The organism is Kitasatospora sp. NPDC097605 (genome assembly GCF_040302725.1).
GTDB lineage: Bacteria > Actinomycetota > Actinomycetes > Streptomycetales > Streptomycetaceae > Kitasatospora.
On record NZ_JBEOSF010000012.1, the window covers coordinates 52,319 to 76,269 of the forward strand.

Sequence of the window (23,951 nt, forward strand, 5' to 3'; positions counted from 1 at the left end):
GCACGGGGGCTTTGCTCGGGTTGCGGTGCCTGAAGTGTAGGTCGGGGGGCGCGAGCAGAGCCGGGCGTCACGCGGGCGTACGCCGGGTGACCTGGGGGTGTCACGCACGGTGCCGATCCACCCGCGCCGGCGGCGTCCGGGCCGGTCCGCGCCGGGGTGGGCCGGGGGCGTCCGGCGGGCACGCTGCGGGAACGGATTTTTCGCTGGCCCGGGAATCCGCTAGAGTTCAACACGTCGCCACGGAGCGCAGCCGGGAAAACCGGTGAGGATCCCGGCAGACAGGCGGACGTGGCTCAGTTGGTAGAGCATCACCTTGCCAAGGTGAGGGTCGCGAGTTCGAATCTCGTCGTCCGCTCGACGAAGGACAGTGTAAGATCGTCCTTCGAGTGTTGCCTGGTGGAGTGGCCGAGAGGCGAGGCAACGGCCTGCAAAGCCGTCTACACGGGTTCAAATCCCGTCTCCACCTCCAAGAGGCTCGCCCGGCTCCGCCGGGTGGCCTCCCCGCGCGATTAGCTCAGCGGGAGAGCACTACCTTGACACGGTAGGGGTCACTGGTTCAATCCCAGTATCGCGCACCATGCCCGGCTCTGCCGGACACCTGCCCCGCGCGATTAGCTCAGCGGGAGAGCACCACCTTGACACGGTGGGGGTCACTGGTTCAATCCCAGTATCGCGCACGTTGATCTTCCGGTCCCCGGACCACGGAGTTCACCGCGGTCGCACCGCACCCGCGCGATTAGCTCAGCGGGAGAGCACTACCTTGACACGGTAGGGGTCACTGGTTCAATCCCAGTATCGCGCACGTCAGGCCCTTCAGGGCCTGCTGCAGCAACGCCTTACCAGGCGCGATTAGCTCAGCGGGAGAGCACTACCTTGACACGGTAGGGGTCACTGGTTCAATCCCAGTATCGCGCACAGTGACGGCCGGGGCCGCGACTCGTAACAGGTCGCGGCCCCGGCCGTTTCGGCGTTCCCCGGCGGCTTCTCCGGATGGCTGAGGGCTGTGGGACAGCAGAAGAGCCGCGTACGGTCGCCCTCACCGACGTCCGTACGCGGCGTCTCCGCCTGCCGGGGCGCTCTGCGCGCCGCTCTCGCCCGTCCGCGTGTCATCGCGGGCGCGGCCTCCCCGGCGGCACTGGCTCCCCGTCCCCAGGGGATCAGTGCCTGCTTGGTGGGCACCCGGGGTGCCCGGCCGGCCGGTCAGTGACCGAGCAGCTCGGCCACCGCCTGGGCCTGGTTGGCCATCTGCTCCCAGCCGCCGAACAGGACGGCCAGCAGCACCGCGCAGGGCAGTGCCATGGCCACCGCCACGGCGGGGTGCCGGGTGGGCTCCGCGGCGCCGGGCTGGGTGAAGGCCGGCCGGCGACGGCCGGAGGTGGATCCCGTGGGCTGCGGTGCCATGCCCTTGACTCCTCTTTCATGAGCTCGGCCGGTGGGTGGACGGTGGTGCACGTGGACGCGGTGGACGGCTTACCTCGGGGGACGAGCTCCCCGTCCACCGCTGAGAACAACGGTATGGCGGGAGGGGGTTGGCGGGCGTCATGCCGTCGTACTGTTCTCCGGGCCTCCCGGAGGATGACGATCAGACCTGGGGAGTACTACCGCAGGGGGAGACGTCCGCGACCCGGTCCCAGGGGGAACCCTGAGGGGTGACCCCGAGAAACGATTCGGCAGCGCACCGCCGGCGCGCCACCCGGATGTCAGTCCAAGATCCGACAATCGGACGGTGGCTACAGGTGTTGCGTATCAGCACACCGCAGCGGGCAGTCCGTAAGCTGTGCCAGACAGGAACTGACGACGCCCCATCCGACGGGGCCTCACCCACAGTCTGACGGGGAAACGAGAATGGCGATGATGCGGCTGAGGCGTGAGGACCCCCGCATCGTCGGGCCGTACCGCCTGCACCGGCGGCTGGGAGCCGGCGGCATGGGCGTGGTCTACCTCGGGTCGGACCGCCGGGGGCAGCGCGTCGCGCTCAAGCTGATCCGCTCCGAGCTGGCCGAGGACGTCGAGTTCCGCACCCGCTTCGCGCGGGAGATCGCCGCCGCCTCCCGGATCCGCGGCGGCTGCACCGCCCGCGTCATGGGCTCCGACATCGAGGCCGACCGGCCCTGGCTGGCCACCGCCTACGTCCCCGGGCCCTCGCTGTACAAGCGGGTCGGCGACGAGGGGGCGCTCGGCTGGCCCGAGGTCGCCCGGATCGGGGCCGCGCTGGCCGACGGGCTGGTCAAGGTGCACGAGGCCGGCGTCGTCCACCGCGACCTCAAGCCGTCCAACATCCTGCTCTCGCCGCGCGGGCCGCGCATCATCGACTTCGGCATCGCCTGGTCGCGCGGGGCCAGCACGCTCACCCACGTCGGCACCGCCGTCGGCTCGCCCGGCTTCCTCGCGCCCGAGCAGGTGCGGGGGGCCGCCGTCACGCCCGCGACCGACGTCTTCGCCTTCGGCGCGACCCTCGCGTACGCGCTCACCGGGGACACCCCGTTCGGCTCCGGGGCCTCCTCGGAGGTCATGCTCTACCGCGTCGTCCACGAGGAGCCCGACCTGTCGGCGGTGCCGCCGCAGCTGGCGCCGCTGATCCGGGCCTGCCTGGCCAAGGAGCCCGCCGAGCGGCCCGGCGCGGCCGCGCTGCACGAGCGGCTCAGCGAGCTGGCCGCGCGCGGCGCGGCGGGGCCCGGGCCGGTGGCGGGCGGCGGTGCGGGGCAGGGCTCCGGCGGACCGTTCGGCCGTGGGCGCGGGGCCGCGCGCGGCCAGGCCGCGGCCGGCGCCGCCGGTGCGGCGGGCGCGGGGCGGGCGGGGGCCGTCCCCGGTGCCGCGCCCGGACCCGGCACGGAGCGTGCCGGGGTTCCGGGGCACCCGGCGCACCCCGGCCGGCCCGCGCACCCGGCTCGTCCGGCCGGACCGGTGCCGGCCGCACCGCCGGCCGCCGCACCGCGCGGCGTCCCGGCGCCAGGGCGGGCACCCGAGCAGGCCGCCGCCTCCGCCCGGGTCAGGGCCGGCGCGGCCGGTGGCGCGCCGCGGCGGGTCCCCGGGCCGGGCGACGGGCAGGCGGCCACCGCTCCGCTCCCCCGCCCGGAGGCGGCCCAGGCCACCCGGCCGATGCGCGAGCGCCAGCAGACCCCGCCGCCCGCGCGCGAGCGCGCGCAGCGGCCGGCCCGGCCGCGCGGCCGCGCGGGCGACCGGCAGCACACGCCCGCCCCCGGCGGGCGCCCAGGGACGGCGCGGCAGCGGCTGCTGCGGCAACGGCTGGTGGTGTTCGTGACGGTGACGGTGGGAGTGGCGCTGGCCATCGCGGCCGCGCAGGGGTGCGAGAACCGGGACAAGCAGGGCCTGCGGGCGCCCACGAGCTCCGCGGCCGCATCGGCCTCCCCGGGCACGGCCGCCCCGGCTCCGGAGGCGTCGACCGGGACGGGGCTCTCGGCGGACGGGCTCGCGCCGTCGACCACCCCGCTGGCGGCCGCGGCGCACGGGGCCCCGGCCGGCGGCGGCGCGGACGGCGGGCTGCTGCCCGCCCAGGGCCTGGCCCCGGGGGTCGACTGGCCCAACCGCTCCTACCTGGATCCGGCGGGCGGTCCGGCGATCGCCCTGCGGGACGGCCGCTCGGCGTCGGGCGCGGGGCCGCAGGTCGTGCTCAGCGCGGTCCTCCCGGCGCGGTACAAGGGCGAGCCGGCCACGGTGATCGTACTGCGGCGCTCGGAGGGCTCGGTGCCGGTCGACCTGGTGCAGCTGTTCTCCTTCAACGGGGCCACCCCGGTCGCCCTGACCTCGCGCTCCTCGGCGGCGGATCCGCAGGCCACGGCGGCCTGGCGGCTGGAGAACGGTGCCCTGGTACGGGAGGAGCGGGTCGCCCAGACCGGGGCCGCCACGTCCACCCGCTACACCCTGCGCCCGGACGGCACCCTGGAGGAGTCCTGGCCCGGCTCCCCCACCATGACTCCCCCGGTCACCACCCCACCCCCCGCCGCCGCCCCCGCACCCCCCACCACCCCCACCGGCTGACCGGGGACCGGAAACCCGGCGGCCCCGCCGTCCCGAGCGGCAACACAGGGTCGCCGGCGTCAGGAAGTCGGCGGGCCCGGCTTTCCAGGTGGCGCCACAGCAGGCCGCCGGATGCGGGCGCGGGCGGAAGCCCCCGCGAGCGGTGAGCGCGCGCGCGGAGCAGAAAGTCGGCGACGCACGACTTCCCAAGCGGCAACACGGGCTCGACAAGGTAGAGAGTCTGCCGACCCGAGTCCCTGGGCGGCAGCAGGGCGGGCCGCACGAAGCGGCACGGGGCCGCGTAGCCGGCGGGATGCGGAGTGGAAGGTCGGCGGACCCGGCTTCCAGGCGCTGCCACGGCGAGCCGCCAGGCATGGGTGCCGTTGCCGGCGGGATGCGCCGCAGTCGGAACTCGGCGGGGCCATTCCGTGCGGCGCCACGGCGGGCCGCTGGAAGCGGGCGCGGACGGGAGCCCTGCGAGATGGGGCTCGCTGGAGCAGGACGTCGGCGGGGCCGACCTTCCAGGCGGCGCCACAGGCCGGGGGCCGGTGGGGGTCAGGTGGCGGTGACGGCGTAGAAGGCTACGGCGGCGGCGGCGCCGACGTTGAGGGAGTCGACGCCGTGGGCCATGGGGATGCGGACGGCGTGGTCGGCGGCGGCGAGGGCGTGGGGGGTGAGGCCGTCGCCCTCGGCGCCGAGCATCAGGGCCGCCTTGGGGAGGCGGTGCGGGGCGAGGGCGGCCAGGTCGACGGCGGTGTCGGCCGGGGTGAGGGCGAGCAGGCTGAAGCCGGCGGCGCGTACCGTGTCCAGGGCGCTCGGCCAGGGGTCCAGCCGGGCGTAGGGGACGGCGAAGACGGCGCCCATCGAGACCTTCACCGCACGCCGGTAGAGCGGGTCCGCGCAGTCGGGCGAGAGCAGCACGGCGTCCATGCCGAGGGCGGCGGCGCTGCGGAAGATCGCGCCCAGGTTGGTGTGGTCGACCAGGCCCTCCAGGACGGCGACCCGGCGGGCGCCGGCCAGTAGTCCGGCGGCGTCCGGCAGCGGCTGCCGCTCCATCGAGGCGAGGGCGCCGCGGTGGACGTGGTAGCCGGTGACGGCCTCGGCCAGGGCGGGTTCGACGACGTGGACGGGGGCGTCGGCCTCGGCGATGACGTCGGCCATCACGTCCAGCCACTTCGGGGTCAGCAGCATCGACCGCATCCGGTAGCCGGCCGCCAGGGCGCGGCGGACGACCTTCTCGCCCTCCGCGATGAACAGGCCCTCGGCGGGTTCGCGGCGGCGGCGGAGTTCGACGTCGGTCAGGCCGGTGTAGTCGGCGAGGCGCGGGTCGGCGGGGTCGGTGATGGTGCGGGGTTCGGACACCCTGCGATCTTGCCAAGTCGGGCCGGGGAAGGCCAACCGGCCCAATGCGCGGAGTGGTCGGCCTTGGCCCGTCGCCACGTGGAGTGCAAATATGACGTATGGCCCGATTTCCGGGCCGATCTTGGGCTCCGTCGGACCCTGGTGCGGCCGGTTCCACCTCCAGCTCCCGATCCACCGGTACCGTCGCCGACTCGCCCGGTGGGCGCCCACACGGTCGGCACCAGCGATCCCGAACGGCCCGGCCCGCACCGGCCCGGGGCCGGTCGGTGGCCGGACAGGTCTTCGCGCTCCAGGTCGTGGTGGTGCTGCTGCTGGTGGTGGCGGCGGTGGTCGCGCTGGTGGTGCAGTCCCGCAACGACGCCCGGCAGGAGGCCACCAACCGCTCGGTCGCGGTCGCCCAGACCTTCGCCCACTCGCCGGGCATCGTCGCGGCGCTGCGCTCCCCCGACCCGACCGCACTGCTCCAGCCCTCGGCGCAGTCGGCGCGGATCAACGCGCACGTGGACTTCATCGTCGTGGTCGACACCGACGGCATCCGCCTGACCCACCCCAACCCGGACCGGATCGGCCACAAGGTCATCGGCAACTACCAGCCCGCGCTGAACGGGCAGGTGGTGATCGAGCAGGTCCAGGGCACGATCGGGTCGCTGGTGCAGGCCATCGTGCCGGTGCAGGCGCCGAACGGGCAGGTGGTCGGAGCGGTGGCGGCGGGCATCACGATCGCCAATGTGAGCAGTGCCAGCGAGCGGCAGCTGCCGGTGGTGCTGGGGGCGGCGGCCGCCGGGCTCGCGCTGGCGACCGGCGGGACGGCGCTGATCAGCCGGCGGCTGAAGCGGCAGACCCGCGGTCTCGGGCCGGCCGAGATGACGCGCATGTACGAGCACCACGCGGCCGTGCTGCACTCGGTGCGCGAGGGTGTGCTGATCATCGGCGAGGACGGCCGGCTGCTGCTCTGCAACGACGAGGCGCGCCGGCTGCTGGGCCTGCCGCCGGACGCCGAGGGCCGTCCGCTGACCGAGCTGGGCCTGGAGCCGGCGCCGCTGGAGCTCCTGGCGGACGGGCGGACGGTCACCGACGAGATGGTGCTGGCCGGTGAGCGGCTGCTGGCGGTGAACGTGCGGCCCACGGACCGGGACGGCGGGCCGCCGGGGTCGGTGGCGACGCTGCGGGACTCCACCGAGCTGCTGGCGCTGTCCGGGCGGGCCGAGGTGGCGCAGCGGCGGCTGCGGCTGCTGTACGACGCCGGGGTGACGGTGGGCAGCACGCTGGACGTGACGCGGACGGCGGAGGAGCTGGCGCAGGTGACGGTGGGCCGGTTCGCCGACATCGTCACGGTGGACCTGACCGACGAGGTGCTGGAGGGCGACGAGCCGCCGTCCGGTCGGACCGTGTTGCGGATGCGGCGGACGGCGCTGGCGTCGGTGCGGGACGACGTGCCGTTCTACCCGGTGGGCACGGTGCTGGAGGTGGCGCCGTCGACGCCGCTGGCGGGAGCGCTGAACAGCGGGCTGCCGGGGGTGGAGCCGCGGCTGGCGGAGGCCGCGGGGTGGCGGGAGCAGGATCCGGAGGCCGCGGCGCGGGTGCTGGCGTACGGGGTGCACTCGCTGGTGCGGGTGCCGCTGAAGGCGCGCGGGGTGCTGCTGGGGATCGCCCGGTTCTGGCGTTCGGAACGGGAGGAGCCGTTCGAGGAGGAGGACCTGGCGCTGGCGGAGGAGCTGGTCGCGCACGCGGCGGTGTGCGTCGACAACGCGCGCCGGTACACCCGGGAGCACGCGATGGCGGTGACGCTGCAGCACAGTCTGCTGCCGCGCAGCCTGCCGGAGCAGAACGCGCTGGAGGTCGCGCACCGGTACCTGCCGGCGCAGGCGGGGGTGGGCGGGGACTGGTACGACCTGATCCCGCTGCCGGGGGCCCGGGTGGCGCTGGTGGTGGGGGACGTGGTGGGGCACGGGCTGCACGCGGCGGCGACGATGGGGCGGCTGCGGACGGCGATCCACAACTTCTCGACGCTGGACCTGCCGCCGGACGAGCTGCTGGGGCACCTGGACGAGCTGGTGAACCGGATCGACCTGGAGGAGTCGGCGACCGGCGGTTCGGGGGCGGTGACGGGCGCGACCTGCCTGTACCTGATCTACGACCCGGTGGCGCGGCGGTGCACGGTGGCGAGTGCGGGGCATCCGCCGCCGGCGCTGGTGCGGCCCGACGGGTCGGTGGTGTTCCCGGAGCTGCCGACCGGGCCGCCGCTGGGACTGGCGGTGCTGCCGTTCGAGACGGTGGAGCTGGAGGTGGCGGAGGACAGCCGGCTGGTGCTGTACACGGACGGGCTGGTGGAGGACCGCGAGCGGGACATCGACGAGGGGTTGGAGCTGCTGCGGGCGGCGTTGGCAGGACCGCTGCGGACGCCGGAGCAGACCTGTGCGGACGTGCTGGGGGCGCTGCTGCCGACGCGGCCGCAGGACGACATCGCGCTGCTGGTGGCGCGGACCCGGGGGCTGCCGGAGGGGCAGGTGGCGGAGTGGGAGGTGCCGTCGGATCCGGCGGCGGTCGCGGGGGTGCGGGCGGCGGTGGCGGAGCGGCTGGAGCGGTGGGGGCTGGCGGAGGCGGCGTTCGTCACCGAGCTGATCCTGAGCGAGCTGGTGACCAACGCGATCCGGTACGGCACGGGGCCGATCAAGGTGCGGCTGCTGCTCGACCGGGCACTGATCTGCGAGGTGTCGGACGGCAGCAGCACGTCGCCGCACCTGCGGTACGCGGCCACCACGGACGAGGGCGGGCGCGGGCTGTTCCTGGTCGCCCAGTTCGCGGACCGCTGGGGGACGCGGTACACGGCGACCGGGAAGGTGATCTGGACGGAGCAGCCGCTGGAGTAGGCGGGGGTGCGGCGGTGGCCCGCTTCCCCGCACTCCGCCACGTCCACACGTGGCGGAGTGCGGGGGAACGGGCCCTTGTCAGGAAGCGGGGGTGGCGGCGGCGAGGACGTCGACGACGTCGCCGATCACGATGACCGCGGGGGGCTTGACGCCCTCGGCCTCGACGGTGGCGGCGACGGTGGCCAGGGTGGCGTCGACGCGGCGCTGGGCGGCGGTGGTGCCCTCCTGGACCACGGCCACCGGGGTGTCGGCGGCGCGGCCCTCCTCGATCAGCCGGGCCGCGATCGCGCCGATCTTGTCGACGGCCATCAGCAGCACCAGGGTGCCGGTCATCCGGGCGAGCGCGCCCCAGTTCGTCAGCGACCGCTCGTCGTCCGGCCCCACGTGGCCCGAGACCACGGTGAACTCGTGGGTCATCCCCCGGTGGGTGACCGGCACGCCGACCGCCGCCGGCACGCTGATCGAGCTGGAGATGCCCGGCACCACCGTGACCGGCAGCCCGGCCTCGGCGCAGGCCAGCAGTTCCTCGCCGCCGCGCCCGAACACGTACGGGTCGCCGCCCTTCAGCCGCACCACGAACTTGCCGGCCTTGGCGTGCTCGACCAGCGTCCGGTTGATCGCCTCCTGCGCCATGAAGCGCCCGTACGGGATCTTCGACGCGTCGATCACCTCGACGTGCTCCGGCAGCTCCGCCAGCAGCTCGCGCGGGGCGAGCCGGTCGGCCACCACCACGTCCGCGTCCGCGAGCAGCCGCCGGCCGCGCACCGTGATGAGGTCCGGGTCGCCCGGGCCGCCGCCGACCAGCGCCACCCCCGCGCCGTGCGCGCGGTACTGGCGGGCGGCGAGCGAGCCGTCCCGCAGCCCCTCGACGATCGAGTCGCGCAGCGCGGCCGAGTGCCGCGGGTCGCCGGTGAGGACGGCCACGGTCGCCCCGGCGTCGCGGCCGCTGGCCGGCGTCCACGCGGTGGCGGCGGAGGCGTCGTCGCTGCGGGCGCAGAACACCCGCTCGCGCTCCGCCTCCGCGCTGACGGCGGCGTTCACCGCCGGGTCGTCGGTGGCCACCAGCGCGTACCAGGTGTCGGCGAGGTCGCCCTCCTGGTAGGGCCGCCGGTGCCAGGTCAGCTCCCCGGCGTCGGCCATCGCCTGGACGGCCGGGGTGGTGGCCGGGGATATCAGGTGCACCTCGGCACCGGTGGCGAGCAGCGCGGGCAGCCGCCGCTGGGCGACGTGACCGCCGCCGACCACCACGACGCGGCGGCCGGCCAGCAGCAGGCCGACGGGGTACGGGGTGCGGCCCTCGGTGCTGGGGTGAGGGGTGGGCGCGGTCATCGGTGGTGCTCCTGGATCGGTGAGGGTGTGGGGGTGCGGCGCTGCGCCGCTCCGCGCACCGGCGCGCCCTCGGGCCGGTACGCGGAGCGGTTCGGACGAGCGTCAGGCCTTCTCGGTGACCCCGGCGGAGTCGAAGGTGGCTACATCGTGCATCGCGCGGGCCGCACTCTGCACCAGCGGCAGGGCCAGCAGGGCGCCGGTGCCCTCGCCGAGCCGCAGGTCGAGGTCGATCAGCGGACGCAGGCCGAGCTTGGCCAGCGCGGCCTGGTGGCCGGGCTCGGCGGAGCGGTGGCCGGCGATGCAGGCGGCCAGCACCTCGGGGGCGATCGCCTTGGCGACGAGCGCGGCCGAGCCGGCGATCACGCCGTCCAGGATGACCGGGGTGCGCAGGCTGGCCGCGCCGAGCAGGAAGCCGGCGAGGGCCGCGTGCTCCAGGCCGCCGACGGCGGCGAGGACGCCGATCGGGTCGCCCGGGTCGGGCTGGTGCAGGGCCAGGGCGGCCCGGACGACCTCGACCTTGCGGGTGTGCGTCTCGTCGTCGATGCCGGTGCCGCGGCCGGTGACCTCGGCGGGGTCCAGGCCGGTGAACACCGAGATCAGGGCGGCGGAGGCGGTGGTGTTGGCGATGCCCATGTCGCCGGTGACCAGGGCCTTGTTGCCGGCCGCGACCAGGTCGCGGGCGGTCTCGATGCCGACCTCCAGCGCCTTGAGGGCCTCCTCGCGGGTCATCGCGGGGCCCTGCGTCATGTCGTCGGTGCCGGGCTTGACCTTGCGCGGCAGCAGACCGGTGGTGCGGCCCTGCTGGATCGCGTCCGGCAGCTCGGCGGCCACGCCGACGTCGACCACGCAGACCTCGGTGCCGATCTGCTTGGCGAAGGCGTTGACCACCGCTCCCCCGGCGAGGAAGTTGCCGACCATCTGGGCGGTCACCTCCTGCGGCCAGGGGGTGACGCCCTGGGCGTGCACGCCGTGGTCGCCGGCGAAGACCGCGACGCAGGCGGGCTCCGGGATCGGCGGCGGGCACTTGCGGGACAGGCCGCTCAGCTGGGCGGAGATGATCTCCAGCATGCCGAGCGAGCCGGCCGGCTTGGTCATCCGCTTCTGGCGGTCCCAGGCCTCGCCGAGCGCCTTGGCGTCCAGCGGGCGGATGCCGCGCAGGGTCTCCGAGAGCAGGTTGTTCGGGTCCTCGCCCGGCAGGGCGCGGTTGCCGTACTGCTCCTCGTGGACCACCCAGGACAGCGGGCGCTTCTTCGCCCAGCCCTGCTGCTGGAGCTCGGGCTCGTCCGGGAAGGCGTCGACGAAGCCGACGCACAGGTAGGCGACGACCTCCAGGTGCTCGGGCAGGCCGAGCTCGCGGACCAGCTCCTCCTCGTCGAAGAAGCTCACCCAGCCGACGCCGAGGCCCTCGGCGCGGGCGGCCAGCCAGAGGTTCTCGACCGCGAGGGCGGCCGAGTACGGGGCCATCTGCGGCTGGGTGTGGCGGCCCAGGGTGTGCCGGCCGCCGCGGGTGCGGTCGGCGGTGACCACGATGTTGACGGGCGTCTCGAGGATCGCCTCGATCTTGATTTCCTTGAACTGCTTCGCGCGGCCCTTGGGCAGCGAGTCCGCGTACGCCTCGCGCTGGCGCTCGGCCAGTTCGTGCATCTTGCGGCGGGTCTTCGCGGAGCGGATGACCACGAAGTCCCAGGGCTGCGAGTAGCCGACGCTGGGGGCGGTGTGGGCCGCCTCCAGGACGCGGATCAGCACCTCGTGCGGGATCGGGTCGGGGCGGAAGCCGTTGCGGATGTCGCGGCGCTCGCGGATGACCTGGTGGACGGCCTCGCGGCCGGCGTCGTCGTAGCCGGGCGCGGCCGGGCCGCGCGGTTCGGCGGGCTCGGTGACGGCCTCGGCGCCCTCGGCGGGGACGACGGCCTCGGTGGGCTCGACGGCCTCGGCCTGCTCGACGGCCTGCTCGGCGACGGCGTCGGCAGCGTCCGCGGGCTCGGTGGCCTCGGCGGGGGCCTCGGCCTCGGGGGCCTCGGTGACCTCGGCGGGCTCGGTGGCGGCTTCGGGGGCCTCCGCGGGAGCGGTGGCGTCCGTGGCGGCGACGGCCTCCGGCTGGGCCTCGGCGGTCTCGACCGAGGCCTCGGCGGCGGGCTGCTCCACGACGGGCTCGACGGCCTGCTCGGCAACGGCCTCCGCGACCGGCTCGGCGGCGACCGGGGCGTCCGCGGGGGCGGCGGCCTCGGCGACCGGGACGGCTACGGGCTGGCCCGAGGGCATCTCGCCGGTGCCGACCGCGGTCTCGGCGACGGCCTCGACAGCGGGCTGCTGCTCGGCGGCCGGGGCCTCGGCGACGGGCTGCTCCACGACGGGCTCGACGGCCTGCTCGGCGACGGCCTCCGCGACCGGCTCGGCGACGGGCTCGGTGGCGACCGGCTCGGCCGGCTCGGCGACGGGCTGCTCGGCCGGGACGGGCGCGGCGGCCTCGGCCGGGGCCTGGTCGACGGTGGGCGCTATGGGGGCGGACTGCTCCGCCTCCGTCTCGACGGCGGCCGGGGCGGCCGGGTCGACGGCCTCGACCTGCGGCAGACCGTGCGGGGTCGGCGCGGCGAGGAAGGCGGAGATGCGGCGCGGCTGGCCGCCCGGGGCGGCGGGCTGGCCGTCGGCGGGGACCTCCCCCGCCACCTGCTCGACGGCGGCGTCGGCGCCCTGCGCGGGCTGCTCGACGACGGCCTCGACCGGGGCCTCGGCGGCCGGGTCGACGGCGGGGCCGGCGGCCGGCTCGGCGGTCTCGGGCGTCCCGACGGGCGCGACCGGCTGCGCGGCGACGGCCTCGACGGCCGGGGCCTCGGCGACGGCCACGGCCTCCGGGGCCACCACGGCCGGCTCGGCGACCGGGGCGGGGGCGGGCGCGACGGCGGTCTCGACGGGCGTGACCGGCACGGCGGCGGGCGCGGCGGCCTCCACCGGTGCCGGGGCCTGGGCGACGGGCGCGGCGGCCGGCGGGGCTGCGGCGGCCTCGGCCGGCTGGGCGACCGGCACGGCCTGGACGGCGGGCGCGGGAGCAGGCGCGGGAGCGGGAGCCGCGACGGCGGCCGGCGGCTGCTCGGGCTGGACGGCGGCCGGCACGATCGGGATGCCGTGGGCGGGCGTGCCACCGGTGGAGGGGCCGCGGTCGGCGAGGGAGCGGACCGGGACCTGGCCGGTCATCAGCGACGGGTCCGGGATCGGCGGGCCGGCGTGCAGCGGGCGGCGCGGCTGCTGAGCGGCCGTCATCGCCTCGGGTCCCTGGCCCTGGACCGGGACGGTCTGGGGCGCGGGCTGGGCGTGCGGCGCGGCCTGCGGGGCCTGGGCCGGCGCGGTGCCGTGGGCGGCGCCGAGCACGGGCGGGTCCAGCGGCGGCCAGGACGGCTCGACGGGGGTGCCGGGCGGGGTCTGCTGGTCGGCGGCCGGCTCGCCCCAGGAGCCCTGCGGGCCGGGCATCAGCAGGACGTCGTCCTCGTCGTCGAGGCCGTCGGGCTGGTCGACGAAGTGGAAGGCGGGGCGCTGGGCGCCGGGGTCGACCGTCCAGCCGTCGCCGGGGGCGGCGAATCCGGGCGCGCCGAGCGGGGCGCCCTGGGTGGGGACGCCGGGTGCGACGGCCGCGGCGCCCTCGGGGCCGCCGAGCGGGTCGGGCCCGGCGAGCAGGTGCTCCGGCAGTCCCTCGTTCGGGACGTGGCCGCCATCGGTCATGTCAAAGCTCCTTCCAGGCCGCTGCCGCGCCCTCGGCGACGCGATCACCGACCGCAGCGCCCATCCGCACGGGCCGGGCCTGCACCGGCCCGCCCCTCAACCACACACGGCCGCCGCGCCGAGGCGCTGCGGCCGAAGTCCTTCCGGTGCGCTGCGGCACCCCGGCCCGCGTACCACCCGGGACGGGCGGTGCGTCATCTGAAACAACGACAAGCCGGGGCAACCGGTACGACCGCACCGGACCCTACGGCATTCTCCAGGTCCGGCGGGCGGCCCGTCGAATTGCCCACACTTCGAGCCGTACCGGTCCGTACCGCGTCGGGAAGGTGACGAACCGACCGGGTCGGGCGGGCCGGCGAAGGCCGCAGCCGTCCCGGACGCCACACTACCGGCCCGGCGCCGCCGCCTCTCGAATCAGTGTCCGGATGCGACCTGGATCACCGTCCGGGCCGGCCGGGCGGTGCCGGCACCCGCGGCGCTCCGGCCGGAATCGACACCGGGCCTTCACGCTTTCTGCTCACCCCAGAGCAGGAAGGTGCCGGGGTCGCCGACGCCGAGGCGCAGTCCGTGGCCGTCGGCGGCCGACGTGCCGGAGGCACCGGGGGCGCCCGGGGGCGCGAGCAGCGGCGCGGACTGGAGCAGCGCGCCGTCGGCGCGGTAGCCGGCGTCGGCGATGGTGCGGCGGACCTCCTCGGCCTCGGCGAGGGTGCGGGCGACGGCGACGATCCGCTCGGGGCGGCGGGAGAGCACGGCGCGCACGACGTCGGGGCCGCCGTTCTCCACCACGGCGGCGTCGGGTTCGGGGAGTTCGCCGAGGACGTCGGGGCCGTGGCCGTGGACGGTCTCGACCTCGACGCCGTAGCGGCGGGCGTTGACGGCGAGGCGGGCGCAGGCGGAGCCGTCGGCCTCGACGGCGACGACGGCGGCGCCGAAACGGGCGGCCTCGACGGCGAGCGCGCCGCTGCCGGCGCCGACGGACCAGACGAGGTCGCCGGGGCGGGCGCCCAGGCGGGCGAGCACGAGCGCGCGCACATGCGCCGGGAGCGTGTCGGTCGCGCCGGGCGTGCGCCCGGTGCCGGTGTAGGTGTCGGTGGGCAGGGCCCAGCCGCGGTCGGGGCCGGGGTAGCCGACGGGGCGTCCGGCGAGCCAGCCGGCCGCTTCGCCGGCGCCGCCGCCCTGCGGTCCGCCGCCGGGGCCGCCGGCGCTGCTCCCGCCGATCACCAGGACGACATTGGGGTCGCGCCAGATGTGGTCGGCGACGCGGTCGGAGGTGAGGACGGTGATGTCCTCGTCGGGGGTGCCGAGGGCTTCGCAGACCACGAAGGTGCGGTGGACGCCGTGGAGCATCAGGGCGAGTTCGCTGGGGCCGGCGCCGGGGGCGGTGAGGACGGCGACCTTGGGGTGGGCGCGGCAGACGTTGGCGGCGCGGCGCAGCCGTCCGCCGTGGGCACTGACGACCTGGGCGTCCTCCCAGGGCATGCCGGCGCGGGCGAAGGCGGCGGCGACGGAGGAGACGGCGGGCAGGACTTCGAGTTCGAGGCCGTACTCGGGGCGGCGCAGGGTGCGGACGACGCCGAAGAAGCCGGGGTCGCCCTCCGCGATGACGACGGCGGCGCCTCGGTGTTCGGCGATCCGGCGGGCGGCGAGCTGGATGCTGCCGAGGGCGATGCGTTCGGCGGCGGCCGGCACCGGGAGGGCCTTGAGCTGGTAGGGGGCGCCGGCCACCAGGGTGGCCGCGGCGAGGGCCGCGGCGGCGGCCTCGGTCAGTGGTGTGCCGTCCCACCCGATGACCGTGATCCGGTCAGCCATCTGCGGCTGTCTCCCTCGCCATCCGTGCGCCGTCCGGCGCCGCACACCGGCGCCGGTCAGAGGCTACCGGGTGTGATCCCCCCGGCGCGGACATCTCGCACACCTGTGCCCGGCGGGAAGCCGCCTCGACGGGTTCAGTCGCGCAGGACGTAGCGGTCGCCGCCGGCCCAGGCGGGGGCGGGGGCCTCGGGGGTTTCCAGGTCCTCGGGCAGCAGGCTCCAGAGGATGAGGTCGCTGCGGCTGTCCGCCCCGGCGGCCTCGCCGGACTCCCCGCGGACTATCCAGGCGCTGCGCAGCACGCCCTCGCTGATGCCGCCGATCTTCTGGGCGACCTGCTGGGCGGCGGTGTTGCCGGCGGCGGTGCGCAGTTCCAGCCGCAGGAAGCCGCGGTCCTCGAAGAGCCACTGGGCGACGCCGAGGACGGCTTCGGGGGCGTAGCCCTCGCCGCGGGCCCAGGCGGCGGTGATGAAGGCGATCTCGGTGGAGCGCAGCCGCCAGTCGGTGTTGCGGAGTTCGACGAGGCCGACCAGGCGCTGGGTGAGGTGTTCGGTGACGGCGAGGACGATGCCGTGGCCGGCGGCGCGGTGGGCGGGGGCGAGGGTGCGGGCCAGGTCGGCGGCGTGCGCCTCGGTGAAGGGGTGGGGCTGGTCGGTCCAGGCCAGGACGAGTTCGTCGGCCATCATGGCGGCCAGTCCGGGGGCGTCGTCCTCCGCAAGCGGGCGCAGCAGCAGCCGTTCGGTGCTGATGGCGGTCTCGGGGAAGCTCGCTGCCATGCCGTCTCTCCTCGCCGGGTCGTGGACACACCGTACGCCTCGCCGGTGCCGGGTGGTCACGCGGTGCACGGACCGGACGACGGTACGTCAGATGTGGGCCTGTCGGACCGTCACTGGTGCATACTGCCCGACCGGGCCCCCGCCTGGTTGCGGCGGGGGCCCGGTGGGGTCCGGCGGGACGGGTCGGCGGCGCGGCCGGGTCGGATCAGAACGCCGGGATGACGGCGCCCTTGAAGGTGTCGTCGATGTACTTCTTGACCTCGGGCGAGTGGAGCAGCTCGGCGAGCTTCTTGACCCGGGGGTCGTTCTCCTTGCCCTGCTTCACGGCGAGGATGTTGGCGTAGGGGTTGCCCTCGGCCTTCTCCAGGAGGAGCGAGTCGCTGGTGGGCTTGAGGCCGGCATCGATGGCGTAGTTGCCGTTGATGACGGCGGCGTCGAGGTCGTCGACGGAGCGGGGCAGCTGGGCGGCCTCCAGCTCCTTCCACTTGAGGTTCTTCGGGTTGCCGGTGACGTCGGCGGGGGTGGCGGCGGTGCCGACGCCGTCCTTGAGGGTGATCAGGTTGTTGTCGGCGAGGAGCTTGAGCGCGCGGCCCTCGTTGGTGGCGTCGTTGGGCAGGCCGATGGTGGCGCCGTCCTTGATCTCGCCGACGGCCTTGGCCTTCTTGGAGTAGAGGCCGAGGGGCTCCAGGTGGACCGTCTCGACGGAGACGATCTGGGTGCCGTGCTTCTTGTTGAAGTCCTCCAGGTACGGCACGTGCTGGAAGTAGTTGGCGTCGGCCGAGCCGTCCTGCACCGCCGTGTTGGGGGTCACGTAGTCGGTGACCTCCTTGATGGTGAGCTTGAGGCCGGCCTTGTCCGCGAGGTTGTCCTTGACGTACTTGAGGATCTGGCCGTGCGGGGTGGGGCTGGCGACGACGGTGAGCGGCGCGTTCGGGTCCGAGGAGGACTTCGAGTCGCCGTTGCTGCCGCAGGCGGCCAGGGAGAGGGCGATGCCGGCGGTGGCGAGGACGCTGGTGAACTTCAGGGCGTTGCGCACGAAAAGTGCCTTTCTGCGTGGTACCTGGGAGCCGGGTCCGGGGTCGGACGCGGGAGGTCTAGGGGGCGACGAGCTCGTCGTCGGGGGTGGCCGGGGCGGCGGTGACGCGGCCGCGCGGGCGGAGCAGGCGGGTGCGGCCGCCGCCGCGGCCGCGGTGGGCGAGGGAGCGGACGGCCCAGTCGCCGAGCAGCTGCACGACGGTGACGATGATCACCAGTTCGGCGACGATGATCCACATGAACGCGGTCTCGAAGCGGAAGTAGCCGTAGTTGATGGCGAGGGTGCCGAGGCCGCCGCCGCCGACCGCGCCGGCCATGGCGGAGTAGCTGATCAGGGTGATGATCGTGGTGGTGACGGAGGCGACCAGGCCGGGCAGGGCTTCGGGGATCAGCGTCTTGCGCACGATGGTCCAGGTGGAGCCGCCCATCGCCTGGACGGCCTCGACCAGGCCGCGGTCGACCTCGCGCACGGAGGTCTCGACGAGGCGGGCGAAGAAGGGGATCGCGCCGATGGTGAGCGGCACGGTCGCGGCCTCCCAGCCGATGGAGGTGCCGACCAGCCAGCGGGTGAAGGAGATCAGGGCGATCATCAGGATGATGAACGGCACCGAGCGGGCGATGTTGACGGCGGCGCCGAGCACCTTGTTGACGGGCCGGTTCTGCAGCAGGCCGCCCTTGTCGGTGAGCACCAGCAGCACGCCGAGCGGCAGTCCGAGCAGGACGGTGCCGACGGTGGCGGCGCCGACCATCTGGAGGGTCTCCCAGGTGGCGGGCCCCATCAGTTCCTGCATCTGGTCCCAGGTCATGCGCCCGCTCCGTTCGTCTTCGCGGTGCGGGCGGCGTCGAGGACGTCGACCTGCAGGCCCTGCTCCCGCAGGAAGCCGATGGGCACCACGTTGTCCTGGTGGCTGCCCGGCAGTTCCACCCGCATCCGGCCGACCATGCGGCCGGCGATGGTCTCGACGGCGGCACCGAGGATGTTGATGTCGATCTGGTAGGTGCGGGCGAGCTGGGAGACGAAGGGCTGGGCGGGGGTGTCGCCCTGGAAGGTGATCTCCAGCACGGTGGCGCCGGGGTGGCCGGTGCCGAACTCGCCGAGCGGGAAGAGTTCGCGGGCGAGCTCGGAGTCGGGCTCGGCGAGCAGGTCGGTGAGCGCGCCGGACTCGACGACCCGGCCGCCGCGCATCAGGGCGGCGGAGTCGCAGACGGACTTGATGACGTCCATCTCGTGGGTGATGAGCAGCACGGTGAGGCCGAGCTGCTGGTTGAGGTCGCGCAGCAGCTTGAGGATGGAGCGGGTGGTCTCGGGGTCGAGCGCGGAGGTGGCCTCGTCGGAGAGCAGCACCTTGGGGTCGCCGGCGAGGGCGCGGGCGATGCCGACGCGCTGCTTCTGGCCGCCGGAGAGCTGGCCGGGGTAGCTGCGGGCCTTGTCGGCGAGGCCGACCAGGTCGAGGAGCTCGGCGGCCTTGCGGCGGCGCTCGGTGCGGTCCAGGCCGATGATCTCCAGCGGGAGTTCGACGTTCTCCTGGACGGTCCGGGAGGCGAGCAGGTTGAAGTGCTGGAAGACCATGCCGATCCGGCGGCGGGCCTCGCGCAGCTCCTTGCCGGCCCGGTTCTCGCCGCCGGCGAGGGCGGTGAGTTCGACGCCGTCCACGGTGACGGTGCCGGAGCTGGGGCGCTCCAGCATGTTGACGCAGCGGATGAGGGTGGACTTGCCGGCGCCGCTGGTGCCGACGACTCCGTAGACCTCGCCGGGGCGGACGTGGAGGTCGACGCCCGCGAGGGCGGTCACCTCGCGGCCGCGGGATCGGTAGACCTTGGTGAGGTCCGTGGTGGTGATCACAGCTGCTTCCGTGGGTCGGGGGCGGACGGACGGCGCGCGGCCGCCGGACCGCGCTGCGGTCGGCGACGCGGACGGCGTCATGCCTGGGGGATGCGGACCTGCCGTCCCTTGATCGTCGCCGCTGGGCGGGCGGACCGCGCGACGGCGCGGCCCCGACGAGTCACCGGCGTCCGCGGGCGGGCGGACAGCCGGGAGAAGGGGGTTGCGGCAGGCTGGGCGCGCTCGCACGGACGGGAGCGGCGCGGGATCCTCGCTTCGGGGCGCGAGGGGGAGGCACTCTCAGCGGGTGCCGGGGGCGGTGGCCCTCAGCGGTGACACATTCGACGGCACATGGCACGCTCACCTGCCGGCAGTGTGCCGGTGGGGGTCCATTTCGTCGTCGCAGTCATGTAAGCCAGTAAAACAGATGGGCCGGGGTACGCCCAACTATTTGCGAGGGCTGTCCGCAATGCGGACACCTACCGTGCTGAGCAGCGGCGATACGGCTCGGCGCCGCCACCGGGGGTCCGGATGGTGGCGGCGCCGACGAGGACCGGGGCGGTCGGGGCGTTCAGGCGGTGGCGGCGAGCGGGGCGGCGGCGGGCTTCTCGAGGTGCACCAGGCTGACCCGGCCGCTGACCTGTTCGACGGTGGTCTGCCGGTAGCCCTGGCGGGCGTAGAGGCGCAGGTTGCCGAGGCTGCGGTGACCGGTGAAGAGCTGGTACGAGGTCACCGCGCCGTCCTCGGCGAGGCGCTGTTCGAGGGCTTCCAGCAGGCGGCCGCCGAGGCCGTGGCGCTGCATCCGGGGGTGGACGACCAGCCGCCCTATCCGGCCGACGCCGTCGGGGCCGAGCCGGCCGCGGACGGTGCCGACGATCTCCTCGCCGAGACGGGCGACCAGGACGTGCTGCTCGGTCAGTTCGGCGCGCAGGCTCTCCAGGGTCTGGGTCAGCGGCTCGATGGCCCAGTCCCCGTAGAGTTCGGCCTCGCTCTGGTAGCCGAGGTACTGGAGCTTGAGGATCTGCTCCGCGTCGTCCGTGTCGGCGGTCGAAATGATGACGCTCATGCCCATGTGCGGGGGCCTCCCCATCCTTGTGCCGGCGCGCGGGTGTGAGGGTGTCGCACCGAGTCCCTGCCGGAGGTGTTGTCCCGGCCGGGGATCCGCCCAGACCGGGGTGGCGCACGAACGTACCGGCCCGCACGGCCCTGGTGGGGCCGTACCGGCGGCGGCGCGCTCACGGTCAGTATCGGGGCGGGCGCGTCACCGTCAAGAGCGGCGTTCGCCAGCGCCTTACCCCCGCGTCAGCTGGTCTCAACCTCGCGGCCGCCGGACGTGGCGAGGGTCACCCCCGGCGCCCGCGGTGGACGTGGCGAGCGTCACGTCCGACGGGGTGAAGGGCGGCGGGCGCCGGGTCAGGCGTGGCGCTCGGTGTGCAGCAGGACCCGCAGGCAGGCCAGGCAGCGGGCGCGGGTGGGGCCGATGGAGCCGCGCGGCATGCCGAGGCGGCGGGCGAGCTCGCGGTAGCTGGGCGGCGGGTCCTCGACGAGGGCGGCGACGAGCTGCGGGCAGCGTCCGGGCAGGGCGGCGACGGCCTCGCGGACGAGGCGGCGGCGCAGGACGGCGAGGACCTCGTCCTCGGCGGACGGGGCGGACGGGGTGGCCGGGGCCGAGGGGCGGGGCGAGTGGTCGGTGCGCATGCCGTGCTTGACCCGGTGGGGGCCGGGCCGGTCACGGCCGTCCGGTGGCGTGCGCGCGGGAGGGGCGCGGCGGTTCGTCCGCCGCGCCCCTCCCCCGGGTGACCGGGTTGACCGGGTTGACCGGGTGACCGGGTGACCTGATGGTCAGCCGGTGACCCACTGCTGCTGGGCGGCCAGGTCGGCCTTGACCTCGGCGAGTTGCACGGCGACGGCGCTGGGGGCGGTGCCGCCGCGGCCGTTGCGGGAGGCGATCGCGCCGTGCACGCTGAGCACGGTGCGGACCTCGGGGGTGAGGTGCTCGGAGATCTCGGCGAACTGCGCGTCCGTCAGGTCGGCGAGCTCGATGCCGTGGGCCTCGCACTCCTTGACGCAGGCGCCGGCGACCTCGTGCGCCACCCGGAACGGCACACCCTGCTTGACCAGCCACTCGGCGATGTCGGTGGCGAGCGAGAAGCCGGCCGGGGCGAGCTCCTCGAGCCGCTCGCGGTGGACGGTGAGGGTGGCCATCATGCCGGTGAAGGCGGGCAGCAGGACCTCGAGGGTGTCGCAGGAGTCGAAGACCGGCTCCTTGTCCTCCTGCAGGTCGCGGTTGTACGCGAGCGGGAGGGCCTTGAGGGTGGCGAGCAGGCCGGTGAGGTTGCCGATGAGCCGGCCGGACTTGCCGCGGGCGAGTTCGGCGATGTCGGGGTTCTTCTTCTGCGGCATGATCGACGAGCCGGTGGAGAAGGCGTCGTGCAGCGTGATGAAGCCGAACTCCTTGGTGTTCCAGATGATCACCTCCTCCGCGATCCGGGAGAGGTTGATCCCGATCATCGCGGTGACGAAGGCGAATTCGGCGACGAAGTCGCGCGAGGCGGTGCCGTCGATGGAGTTGCCGACCGAGCCGCCCTCGAAGCCGAGGTCGGCGGCGACCGCCTGCGGGTCGAGGCCGAGCGAGGAGCCGGCCAGGGCTCCGGAGCCGTACGGGGAGACGGCGGTGCGGGCGTCCCACTGGCGCAGCCGCTCGGCGTCGCGGCCGAGGGCCTGCACGTGCGCGAGGACGTGGTGGGCGAAGAGCACGGGCTGGGCGTGCTGGAGGTGGGTGCGGCCCGGCATCGCGGTGTCCGGGTGGGCCTCGGCGAGGCCGACCAGGGCGTGCTGGAGGTCGAGCAGCAGGCCGCCGATGGTCTTCGCGTGGTCCCGCAGGTACATCCGGAAGAGGGTGGCGATCTGGTCGTTGCGGGAGCGGCCGGCCCGCAGCTTGCCGCCGAGGTCGGGGCCGAGGCGCTCCAGCAGGCCGCGCTCCAGGGCGGTGTGGACGTCCTCGTCGGCGACGGTGCCGGTGAAGGTGCCGGCCTCGACGTCGGCGAGGAGCCGGTCCAGTCCGTCGTGCATCGCGGCGAGTTCGCTGTCGTCCAGCAGGCCGGCCTTGTGCAGGACGCGGGCGTGGGCCTTGGAGCCGGCGATGTCGTAGGGGGCGAGGCGCCAGTCGAAGTGCACCGAGGCGGAGAGCTTGGCCAGGGCCTCGGACGGGCCGTCGGCGAAACGGGCGCCCCAGAGGCGGACGTCGCCACCGGAGGCGGTGTGGTCGGCGGACATCGCTGGCTCCTTGCTGACGTGCGGGAAGAGGGGGGTGGGGAGGGGCGGCCCCGGCCGGGTGCGGCCGGGGCCGGGGCGGTCTCAGCCCAGGTCGCGCCGGGCGGCGATCTTCGAGGAGAGGCCGAAGATCTCGATGAAGCCCTTGGACATCGACTGGTCGAAGGTGTCGCCGGTGTCGTAGGTCGCGAGGTTGAAGTCGTACAGCGACTGCTCGGACTTGCGGCCGTTGACGACGGCCCGGCCGCCGTGCAGGACCATCCGGATGTCGCCGGAGACGTGCTGGTTGGCCTCGTTGACGAAGCCGTCGAGGGCGCGCTTGAGCGGGGAGAACCAGAGGCCGTCGTAGACCAGCTCGGCCCAGCGCTGCTCGACCTGCCGCTTGTAGCGGGCGAGTTCGCGCTCGACGGTGACGTTCTCCAGCGCCTGGTGGGCGGTGATCAGGGCGATCGCGCCGGGGGCCTCGTAGATCTCCCGGGACTTGATCCCGACCAGCCGGTCCTCGACCATGTCGAGGCGCCCGACGCCCTGGGCGCCGGCCCGCTTGTTCAGCTCCTCGATGGCCTGCAGGACGGTGACCTTGCGGCCGTCGACGGCGACCGGGACGCCGGCTTCGAAGGTGATGACCACCTCGTCGGCCTCGCGCGGGGTGGCCGGGTTCTGGGTGTACTCGTAGACGTCCTCGATCGGGGCGTTCCAGATGTCCTCCAGGAAGCCGGTCTCGACGGCCCGTCCGAAGACGTTCTGGTCGATCGAGTACGGGGACTTCTTGGTGGTGGCGATCGGCAGGCCCTTGGACTCGGCGAAGGCGATGGCCTTGTCCCGGGTCATCGCGTAGTCACGGACCGGGGCGATGCACTTGAGGCCCGGGGCGAGGGAGTTGATGCCGACCTCGAAGCGGACCTGGTCGTTGCCCTTGCCGGTGCAGCCGTGGGCGACGGTGGTGGCGCCGTGCTTCTGCGCGGCGGCGACCAGGTGCTTGACGATGACCGGCCGGGAGAGGGCGGACACCAGCGGGTACTCGCCCTGGTAGAGGGCGTTGGCCTTGAGGGCCGGCAGGCAGTACTCGTCGGCGAACTCCTCGCGGGCGTCGGCGACCTCGGCCTCGACGGCACCGCAGTCCAGCGCCCGCTGGCGGATGACGTCCAGGTCCTCGCCGCCCTGGCCGACGTCGACGGCGACGGCGATGACCTCCGCGCCCGTCTCCTCGGCGATCCAGCCGATGCAGACGGACGTGTCCAGACCGCCCGAGTAGGCGAGTACGACGCGCTCGGTCACGGCTTTCTCCTTCACAACTGTGCGAACAGGCTTACGGCGATAGGCATAAGTATGCACTACTCCGTATGAAACTCAAAACGCGACGGCCGGACGGCCTCCGGAGACGCCTGTGGGCCCGGCCGGAGCCGGGCCCACAGGGGGTGGAACGGGGACTACTGCGCCTTCGCCTGGGCGAGTTGCATCAGGTGGTCGGCGAGCGCCTGGCCGCCGGCCGGGTCACGGCTGATCAGCAGGACGGTGTCGTCGCCGGCGATGGTGCCGATGATCTCGAACACCTCCGCCTGGTCGATCGCCGAGGCGAGGAACTGCGCCGCGCCCGGCGGGGTGCGCAGCACGACCAGGTTGCCGGAGGCGGTGGCGGAGACCATGAGCTCGCCGGCCAGCCGGGCCATCCGGCCCTCGGTGGCGGACTCCCCCATCGGCGCGCGCGGGGTGCGGTCGCCGCCCTCGGCGGGGACGGCGTAGATGAGCGCGCCGTCCCGGTTGCGGATCTTCACCGCGCCCAGCTCGTCCAGGTCCCGGGAGAGGGTGGCCTGGGTGACCACGAGTCCGTCGTCGGCGAGCAGCTTGGCGAGCTGGCTCTGCGAGCGCACGGGCTGGCGGGTGAGCAGGTCCACGATCCTCCGGTGGCGCGCGGTGCGGGTCTGCGGGACCTGCGGCGTCGGGCCGGCGGCGGACTGCTCAGAGTTGGGTACGGTCATGTGATTA

At 74.8% G+C, this 23,951-nt stretch carries 16 protein-coding genes and 6 tRNA genes; 8 read left to right on the forward strand and 14 right to left on the reverse strand.

The window, feature by feature from the left end; all coding sequences use genetic code 11:
• Positions 1 to 282: 282 nt before the first annotated feature.
• The 6 genes from ABTX81_RS15930 to ABTX81_RS15955 all read left to right on the forward strand — a co-directional run bounded on the left by ABTX81_RS15930 (position 283) and on the right by ABTX81_RS15955 (position 915).
• A tRNA-Gly gene (locus tag ABTX81_RS15930) sits at positions 283 to 355 on the forward strand.
• Positions 356 to 395: 40 nt separating this feature from the next.
• A tRNA-Cys gene (locus ABTX81_RS15935) sits at positions 396 to 469 on the forward strand.
• Between the two features lie 34 nt (positions 470 to 503).
• Positions 504 to 578 (forward strand) — tRNA-Val (locus ABTX81_RS15940).
• 27 nt (positions 579 to 605) lie between these two features.
• Positions 606 to 677 (forward strand) — tRNA-Val (locus ABTX81_RS15945).
• A 53-nt stretch (positions 678 to 730) separates the two neighbouring features.
• Positions 731 to 802: transfer RNA gene (locus ABTX81_RS15950), tRNA-Val, on the forward strand.
• 41 nt (positions 803 to 843) lie between these two features.
• Positions 844 to 915 (forward strand) — tRNA-Val (locus tag ABTX81_RS15955).
• Positions 916 to 1,200: 285 nt separating this feature from the next.
• Here ABTX81_RS15955 and ABTX81_RS15960 read toward each other — a convergent pair.
• The gene (locus tag ABTX81_RS15960) at positions 1,201 to 1,401 is read right to left on the reverse strand and encodes a hypothetical protein (RefSeq protein WP_350545180.1); all 201 of its coding nucleotides are present in this window, start codon (positions 1,399 to 1,401) and stop codon (positions 1,201 to 1,203) included.
• A gap of 453 nt (positions 1,402 to 1,854) precedes the next feature.
• Here ABTX81_RS15960 and ABTX81_RS15965 point away from each other — a divergent pair, with 453 nt between their 5' ends.
• A complete protein-coding gene (locus ABTX81_RS15965; RefSeq protein WP_502892785.1) occupies positions 1,855 to 3,999 on the forward strand; it encodes a serine/threonine-protein kinase in 2,145 nt (714 codons plus the stop codon).
• 534 nt (positions 4,000 to 4,533) lie between these two features.
• Here the strand turns inward: ABTX81_RS15965 and ABTX81_RS15970 are convergent.
• On the reverse strand, positions 4,534 to 5,340 hold the full coding sequence (locus tag ABTX81_RS15970; RefSeq protein WP_350545185.1) for a TrmH family RNA methyltransferase: 807 nt from the start codon (positions 5,338 to 5,340) through the stop codon (positions 4,534 to 4,536).
• Between the two features lie 98 nt (positions 5,341 to 5,438).
• Between ABTX81_RS15970 and ABTX81_RS15975 the strand changes: the two genes are divergently transcribed.
• Positions 5,439 to 8,210 carry a SpoIIE family protein phosphatase gene (locus tag ABTX81_RS15975; protein WP_350545188.1) on the forward strand — a complete coding sequence of 924 codons (2,772 nt, stop codon included), beginning with the start codon at positions 5,439 to 5,441 and terminating at the stop codon, positions 8,208 to 8,210.
• A 78-nt stretch (positions 8,211 to 8,288) separates the two neighbouring features.
• On the opposite strand, the gene cobA is transcribed toward ABTX81_RS15975, so the two are convergent.
• The 12 genes from cobA to ABTX81_RS16035 all read right to left on the reverse strand — a co-directional run bounded on the left by cobA (position 8,289) and on the right by ABTX81_RS16035 (position 23,944).
• Positions 8,289 to 9,539, reverse strand: a complete 1,251-nt coding sequence (cobA, locus tag ABTX81_RS15980) for a uroporphyrinogen-III C-methyltransferase (RefSeq protein ID WP_350545192.1) — start codon at positions 9,537 to 9,539, stop codon at positions 8,289 to 8,291.
• Positions 9,540 to 9,641: 102 nt separating this feature from the next.
• Positions 9,642 to 13,253, reverse strand: a complete 3,612-nt coding sequence (gene cobT, locus ABTX81_RS15985) for a nicotinate-nucleotide--dimethylbenzimidazole phosphoribosyltransferase (protein WP_350545197.1) — start codon at positions 13,251 to 13,253, stop codon at positions 9,642 to 9,644.
• Positions 13,254 to 13,757: 504 nt separating this feature from the next.
• Positions 13,758 to 15,062 (reverse strand): precorrin-6y C5,15-methyltransferase (decarboxylating) subunit CbiE, encoded by a 1,305-nt coding sequence (gene cbiE, locus ABTX81_RS15990; RefSeq protein WP_350545200.1) that lies wholly within the window; start codon positions 15,060 to 15,062, stop codon positions 13,758 to 13,760.
• 134 nt (positions 15,063 to 15,196) lie between these two features.
• The gene (locus ABTX81_RS15995; protein WP_350545203.1) at positions 15,197 to 15,835 is read right to left on the reverse strand and encodes a GNAT family N-acetyltransferase; all 639 of its coding nucleotides are present in this window, start codon (positions 15,833 to 15,835) and stop codon (positions 15,197 to 15,199) included.
• 205 nt (positions 15,836 to 16,040) lie between these two features.
• On the reverse strand, positions 16,041 to 16,871 hold the full coding sequence (locus ABTX81_RS16000; protein ID WP_350545207.1) for a MetQ/NlpA family ABC transporter substrate-binding protein: 831 nt from the start codon (positions 16,869 to 16,871) through the stop codon (positions 16,041 to 16,043).
• 58 nt (positions 16,872 to 16,929) lie between these two features.
• Entirely contained in the window at positions 16,930 to 17,676 is a 747-nt protein-coding gene (locus ABTX81_RS16005; protein WP_350545211.1) for a methionine ABC transporter permease, read from the reverse strand.
• Positions 17,673 to 18,713, reverse strand: coding sequence for a methionine ABC transporter ATP-binding protein (locus tag ABTX81_RS16010; RefSeq protein WP_350545215.1), 1,041 nt, complete (start codon positions 18,711 to 18,713; stop codon positions 17,673 to 17,675). Before ABTX81_RS16010 ends, ABTX81_RS16005 begins: the two co-directional genes overlap by 4 nt.
• 550 nt (positions 18,714 to 19,263) lie before the next feature.
• Positions 19,264 to 19,764, reverse strand: coding sequence for a GNAT family N-acetyltransferase (locus ABTX81_RS16015; protein WP_350545219.1), 501 nt, complete (start codon positions 19,762 to 19,764; stop codon positions 19,264 to 19,266).
• 341 nt (positions 19,765 to 20,105) lie between these two features.
• Positions 20,106 to 20,390, reverse strand: coding sequence for an RNA polymerase sigma factor (locus ABTX81_RS16020; RefSeq protein ID WP_350545223.1), 285 nt, complete (start codon positions 20,388 to 20,390; stop codon positions 20,106 to 20,108).
• Positions 20,391 to 20,534: 144 nt separating this feature from the next.
• Positions 20,535 to 21,968, reverse strand: a complete 1,434-nt coding sequence (gene argH, locus ABTX81_RS16025; protein WP_350545227.1) for an argininosuccinate lyase — start codon at positions 21,966 to 21,968, stop codon at positions 20,535 to 20,537.
• A gap of 81 nt (positions 21,969 to 22,049) precedes the next feature.
• Entirely contained in the window at positions 22,050 to 23,243 is a 1,194-nt protein-coding gene (locus tag ABTX81_RS16030; RefSeq protein ID WP_350545232.1) for an argininosuccinate synthase, read from the reverse strand.
• Positions 23,244 to 23,395: 152 nt separating this feature from the next.
• Positions 23,396 to 23,944, reverse strand: coding sequence for an arginine repressor (locus tag ABTX81_RS16035; protein WP_350545237.1), 549 nt, complete (start codon positions 23,942 to 23,944; stop codon positions 23,396 to 23,398).
• Positions 23,945 to 23,951 lie beyond the last annotated feature (7 nt).